General features: G+C 56.7%; 6 protein-coding genes. 3 read left to right on the top strand and 3 right to left on the bottom strand.

Features of this window, described 5'->3' with window-relative positions:
- Positions 1 to 23: 23 nt before the first annotated feature.
- Complete coding sequence (locus BG61_RS43110) at positions 24 to 164, bottom strand: hypothetical protein (RefSeq protein WP_161783733.1); 141 nt, start codon at positions 162 to 164, stop codon at positions 24 to 26.
- A gap of 693 nt (positions 165 to 857) precedes the next feature.
- Here BG61_RS43110 and BG61_RS37350 point away from each other — a divergent pair.
- On the top strand, positions 858 to 1568 hold the full coding sequence (locus BG61_RS37350; RefSeq protein WP_051673079.1) for a winged helix-turn-helix domain-containing protein: 711 nt from the start codon (positions 858 to 860) through the stop codon (positions 1566 to 1568).
- Positions 1569 to 1615: 47 nt separating this feature from the next.
- On the opposite strand, the gene BG61_RS37345 is transcribed toward BG61_RS37350, so the two are convergent.
- Entirely contained in the window at positions 1616 to 2536 is a 921-nt protein-coding gene (locus BG61_RS37345; RefSeq protein WP_035940241.1) for an alpha/beta fold hydrolase, read from the bottom strand.
- 223 nt (positions 2537 to 2759) lie between these two features.
- On the bottom strand, positions 2760 to 3479 hold the full coding sequence (locus tag BG61_RS37335) for an alpha/beta fold hydrolase (protein WP_051673078.1): 720 nt from the start codon (positions 3477 to 3479) through the stop codon (positions 2760 to 2762).
- 721 nt (positions 3480 to 4200) lie between these two features.
- Between BG61_RS37335 and BG61_RS37325 the strand changes: the two genes are divergently transcribed.
- Entirely contained in the window at positions 4201 to 4824 is a 624-nt protein-coding gene (locus BG61_RS37325; protein WP_035940236.1) for a TetR/AcrR family transcriptional regulator, read from the top strand.
- 62 nt (positions 4825 to 4886) lie between these two features.
- Positions 4887 to 6089 (top strand): MFS transporter, encoded by a 1203-nt coding sequence (locus BG61_RS37320; RefSeq protein ID WP_035940234.1) that lies wholly within the window; start codon positions 4887 to 4889, stop codon positions 6087 to 6089.
- Positions 6090 to 6369: the final 280 nt, after the last annotated feature.

The following is a 6369-nucleotide window of genomic DNA, read 5'->3' as shown; positions in this document are numbered from 1 at the left end:
GGATTCGTCGAACGGGGGCAAGGTCAGACAGCCTTGAATGGTTGCGTGCTTTGCCACGCAGGATTGGCCGGTGCCAGCGCGCGAATGCGGTCGAATGCAAATGCCAGGTTGATGTTTGCGCTGGAGGGTTGCTCGACCATCAACGTTCCGTCGTTGTCAAACATGGCTACGCGCTCGTCAGTAGCAACGAAGTCCTTGCTTCCAGGGGACGTAACCCTTGCAACAAAGCTCACGATGGCCGCCTTTGCGGGCCCCTCATTCCACGATGGTAAGGGGTCGCTCTGTGCAAAGGCGGTGGCGGTGGCACCGGCTAGAGCCAGTCCGAAGAGAACTCGCTTCGCATGAGTCGTTGATATCAACATAACGGAAGGTAGCGAGTGCCACGCGTACGAGGCGGCTTGTGCGTTGATGGAATGAAGCATGGAATTATGTGAGATGACCGGTAGATCTTGTTGACGGCTTCCCGCCTCGGGCTTGGAAGCGAGCGGGCCATGCCTATGGAACGACGACCTCCTGCAGAACAGCTTCGCGGTACGCTTTATTCCGCAGTTGATTGCCTGTCCTTTAGGTATGGCGAAGGAAGTGGAGTCACGCAACGCATAGGCGTGCAATCGCTTCATCCGACACCTGACCTGATGGGAAACTTCCGTACGCGTCGGAACAGCCGCTTAGGTATCAATCCGGCCTCTGTTAGATGTCGGCTTAGCCAATCCAATATCTCTTAGCAGCTGACGTCAGCCGCTTTAGGTATCTTAAGTTCGGAATTCGACTTATTTGATGATAGTCTTCTTTGCGTTGGTTGGCTTTGGCAGGCCTATCATGCTGGCTTTAAGAACGACAAGTAATCGACGAAAGCCATGCCTGCCAAGATACTGACCGTAGCAAATGACATCGACGTTCTAATGGCGGTACGCACACGCTTCGATCCGGAATCGTATCGATGCAAGTACGCTTCCACGTTGGACGAGGCGGACCGAATGATTGTGCTCGATAGACCGGATGCCGTCATCCTGGACTGTGATCTAACGGCAGATTCAGGCGTATCGTTCCTGCACAGGTTGCGGACATCGACTAGCGGTCGACGCCTGCCTGTCCTGCTGGTCAGCAAACTTGCCAGCGAAGCAGCCTGTGTAAGCGCACTGGAGGCAGGAGCGGACGACTATCTAAGGAAGCCGGTCTCATCAAGTGAACTTCGCGCGCGCGTCAGGGCCACGCTGCGACCCTATTCCGCCTTTCCTCCGGTCGAAGAGATTTCGGTAAGCGGTCTGACGATTGCTCCCGTTACAAAGCGCGCCTTTCGACGAACGGCTGCCGGTGATGTTTCGCTTCGACTGACCCACGGCGAATTTCAGCTCCTGCACTTGTTCCTGGCCCATCCTTGCAAGGTTTTCTCGCGGGAGGACGTCCTTTGGAAAGCGTGGGGCAAGGAAACGTCTTTAGACGTCGCGACGGTCGATGTTCACGTTTGCAAGCTAAGAAGGAAGCTAAGGACGGTCAACTGCGCGGACATGATCGATACGGTTCCCGGAAAGGGATATCGCTTGGTAGCGTCCACTGACGATCTATGAGGTCTGGCGGGTGTTCGGCTACGTGCTAGACAACCGATGCCGATGCGCTAGCTTTCCAGGAACTGCATCAACTCTAGCGAGAATTTCTCGTGCTCTTCGAGCCACGGCATATGCCCGCTTTCCTCGAACGTTACCAGTCGCGAGTGGGGAATTCCCGCATGTATGCGCTCCGAGACCGAAACGGGGCAGATCCAGTCGTGCCTTCCGACCGTGATCAGTACGGGTGCGACCACCTGGCCGAGCAGTGTTGTCTGGTTGCGGCCAGAAGCCCTGTCGGCTGAATTCTGTGCCTCGAAAGCGTACAACGAGATCTGCCCGACCAAAAGGTGCTCTTGGGCCAACGCAAGCTTTCTCTCGGGGCGGTAAAGGTAGAGCGGAAGAACTTCGGCGACGAAAGTGGAAAGGTCTCCATCGTTTGCGAAGGGCTTCGCGTTACCGGAGAAGTAACTGATCGCGGCTCGCACCGCAGCCTTGAATCGTCGATCATCTGCTCGTGCTTCCAGAAATGTCTGCGTATCGCCGCCCGCGCTGAAGCCGAGTAGCTGGCTGTCGATGAGCACCAGTTTGGCGACGTTTTTCGGGTAACGCGTCGCGTAGGACAGCGCGATGGCTCCTGAGTTCGAATGACCCAGGAGTTGAATCGTGGCAAGACGTAGATGCTCTCGCAGCGCCTCGAGATCGTCGGCCATGTTGTCGCTGCTCATCTGCGCGCTGTCGGTAGGGCGCCCGGAAAGGCCGCTTCCGCGAGTGTCAACGAAGACGAGGCGGAACCTCTTCTGCAGGAACTTGAAGCCTCGCTGCATATAGCCCGATCCTATTCCCCAGCCGGGCGAGACGAGAAAGAGGAGCGGACCGTTGCCATCCACGCGGTAGTGGATATCTACGCCGTTGAGATTCACCACGTGGTCACCCACGCTTAGCGGATCCGGCGAAGTAACTCGGCTCGTGTCTTCCTTTGTTGTAGTCATGCTTCAATATTCCTTTCGTTCTTGATATGTCGGTGCAAGATGTCCCCCCGCGACGAACCGGGTGGCCTGGACATCTCCGGCTGTGTCGGGCCGCTCGGTTCCGTGTCGCTTGCGAGACCGAGGCGCAGCGTCGGCGACGCAGGGTGGCAAAAGATCAAAGAACAGCTTCTCAGGGACTTTTCGTCGGTGACCAAATTCGCTATCAACGATCACGCGCGCTGACTTACCGATCTGAAGCGAGTTGCGCGAGAACGCGTGCAGTCTCTTCGGGCGCCGTCAATGGACAAAAATGATCAGCGTCAATGCTCAATGTGATCGCCCCTGTCTTTCCGGTACGCTCGAATGCCTCTGTTAGTGCAGCCTGGTCGTGGCGCAGACAGCGTATATAGGCAACAGGAAGGTCTGGCGTCTGCTGGGACATGCTCACCGGTTCAAAGAGGGTTCTCCACGGATGATGCACGAGTCTGGGGGTGATGAAGTCGACCAGCGTCGGCTCAGTCACTTTGAAGTACGAGAGTGGCGGGGGAGGGATTGCCTCGTCCCGTTGCCTGTAAGACTCCATTGCACTTCGTGAATGCGGAAGCGCATAGTCGATCCACGCCTTGCCGTTCTCGGGTACAAAGGCATCGAGATGGATCATCGAACGAATCCGCTCCGGCGCGCTAGCCAGTACCCCGGTCGTGACGATACCACCGTAGCTCCATCCTACTAGCGTCACATCCTGCAGGTCCTCCATTTCCATGTGAACGACTACGTCCTCTACGTGTGTGCTCAGATCGGCGGTCGCATTTCCGACGTGCCGGCGCTCGCCAAGGCCAGACAGCGTTGGGGCGCTCACGTGGTGTCCCAGGCTTCTAAGCTTGGGAATGACGTCTCGCCATGCCCACGCGCCGCACCAGCCGCCTGCTATCAGGACAAATGTCTTGCGATGTTCGACACGCATCAATGTTCCTTACCGTTAAATATCTACGAGAGCGCCTGAAGACGGGAGCGTGATCTGTATGGGTTGACCCGCCGGCAAGCTTTGCATTTTCCAACCGCCTATTTCCGCGATTGGCAGCCTGATTTGGCCGTTCACAAGACTCGCGGTGCCCGTTCTATCGCTAAAGACGTCTTGAATCTGAGCCGCCTGCAAGGCCAAGTCGCAAATGCGCGCCGCTTCTCGGAGGAGCCGCGCAACACCTAACCGCGCGCGAAGAACCTCCAACCACCTGACGGGTTCATCGACAACCCGCATTGCTGGTTGCGAGGCATTAGAACACGTCCGGCTGTCTTTCGCGCGACGTATCCTCCTTGGGAGTTCTGTAGAGGTCGACAAAGGAAACGAAATGACCGCCTATGGTCACCTCACGTGATCATTCGCTGGCGGTATTCAAGCGTCTCCAACGACTTTGGTCTTGAGTGTGTCGACCTTTGTTCTCGTTTCCAGAACGCACCATTCTTGGCAGGGCGCGTTACGAAAGCACACGTCCTTCTATACACTCGCGTTGAAGCGCTTTAGAGAAGCCGGGCCTTCGAGTAACGGGTTGACCTATGCGGGACTTTCATATCCCCTCCGCACTCCATCTTGCTTGGGACCCGGGAGGACATTAGCGAGCAGCGTTGTCCAGTTGGAAAGCCTTATCTATTTCGGAAATGCGTGTTTCCAAATCGGGAGAAGAGTTATGGAAATCAAGACGTCAAATCGGGTCGCTAAGCCAGGGGTCCGTGGCCGGCCGAGGGAGTTTGACGTCGGTGACGCGCTGGATAAGGCGATTAGTGTATTTTGCGAGCGCGGCTTCCATGGCGCGTCAATCGAGGATTTGTCCGCGACGATGACCCTGACCGTTGGGAGCATCTATAAGGCCTTTAAGGACAAGCGTGGGATTTTTCTAGCGGCCCTCGATCGTCACAACGCGATGCGCGATTCCCAGCTTCGTGATGCTGTGGCTCCGGCTCGATCAGGACGAGACAGGCTTCGCGCGGCATTGCTCTTCTATGTCGATCTGTCACATGGTTCCGTTGGAAAAAGCGGATGCCTGATGATAGCCAGCGCCATGGAGCTGGCATCCAGTGAACCAGAGGTTGCCGCGCGCGCTTCGGACTTGCTTAGACGGCGGGAGACATACGTGAACACCTTGCTAGAACAGGGGCAACGCGACGGTTCCATCTCCCCAAGCGTTGACAGGAAGGGCGCCAGTCACATGATCGTTTGCATCCTCCAAGGAATGCGAGTGGTAGGCAAGACAGGCAGTTCGAGACGCGATCTACTCGGTGCTGTTGAGGCGGTCATGAAGAGTTTGCACTGAATATCCGTGGCCGGTCGGGCGATGCTCGCTCTCCGGCCGCTCATCTGATCCAGGACACAAACATGTCAACTGATACAACGCTTACCGCCGCCCCACGTTTGCCGAACAGGATGCCGGCGTGGCTAACCTTTTTGCTGGCCGGAGCGTGCGGCTTGATCATGGCAAACCTCTACTATGCACAGCCGTTGATTGGCATGATCAGCGGGGACCTGGGCATGTCGCGGGGAACGGCCGGCCTGGTGGTTACGCTAACACAGCTCGGATTCGCAGCTGGCTTGATATTCATCGTGCCGCTGGCGGATCTCGTCGAGAATCGGCGCCTTGTCATCAGCATGATCGGCGTTGGTGTCGTCTCTCTCGCCTGTGCGGCGGTGGTGACGCATGCACGGGCGTTCCTCATATCGGAGCTGTTCATCGGACTTAGTGCCGTATCCGCGCAGGTTCTGATTCCCTACGCTTCCCATCTCGCCCCGGAGGCGGTGCGCGGGCGGACGGTGGGGAACGTAATGAGTGGACTAATGCTCGGTATTATGCTTTCGCGTCCCCTGGCTAGCGTCTTGGCGAGCCGTGGGTCGTGGCATGCGGTTTTCATTGTTTCCGCCATCGCGATGCTTCTTTTGGCTCTGGCGTTGAGAATCGCGCTGCCACCCAGAGTTCCTCAGGGAAACTTGCAATACGGAAGCCTGCTGGCGTCGATGCTCAAGCTTATCCGAACCACACCGATCTTGCGACGTCGTGCGATCTACCACTCTTTCCAGTTTGCTTCATTCACGCTGTTTTGGACCGTGGTTCCGCTCGTTCTCACCGGGCCCACTTTTAGAATGTCTCAAGCTGGGGTAGCACTATTCGCCTTCGTCGGTGTCACTGGAGCGATAGCGGCTCCCATTGCAGGCAGAATGGCCGATCGGGGATGGAGCCGACCGGCAACGGGCCTGGGAATGCTGGCTGTTGCTGTGGCATTCGCAGCCACTCATATCGGAAAGGCCGGGTCGCCCATTGCGCTGGCGTCCCTCGTTGCCGCAGCGATCTTGATCGATTTCGGCATAACGATGACCCTCGTGACTGGTCAACGTGCAATCTTTGCCCTTGGACAAGAGGTTCGTGGCCGACTCAATGCTATCTACATGACCACTTGGTACATTGCAGGGGCGATTGCTTCAGCGGCTGGAGGATGGGCTTACGCCGAAGGCGGGTGGACGCTGGCTTCTGCAATTGGGCTGGGGCTTCCGGTTGCTGCTTTACTCTACTACGGAACGGAAAAGTGACAGGCGCCTAAGGTAAGTTTCAATGGGCGGAGAGACCATCATCGAAGTCATGGCATACCGCAAGCGTGACGCTATATGACCGTTGCCTGGCGCTCGCTGTGACGATTTAAGGCTTGATCGTCACGCTAACGGTCATAGCTAACTACGCCAAACATGGAATAACAATGCCCGCGCTAGTGTTCTGTCATCGTGCTATGTGGCTAGCGACCAAGAAATCAACTGCGTAGCAACGTCGGTCTTCTGCGTTGTTCAATTTAGAAGCTGTTGCGAATTTAAGTTT

The organism is Caballeronia glathei (genome assembly GCF_000698595.1).
Taxonomy (GTDB): domain Bacteria; phylum Pseudomonadota; class Gammaproteobacteria; order Burkholderiales; family Burkholderiaceae; genus Caballeronia; species Caballeronia glathei.
Note: the sequence above shows the minus strand (reverse complement) of the source record. Positions and strands in the feature narration are given on the sequence as shown.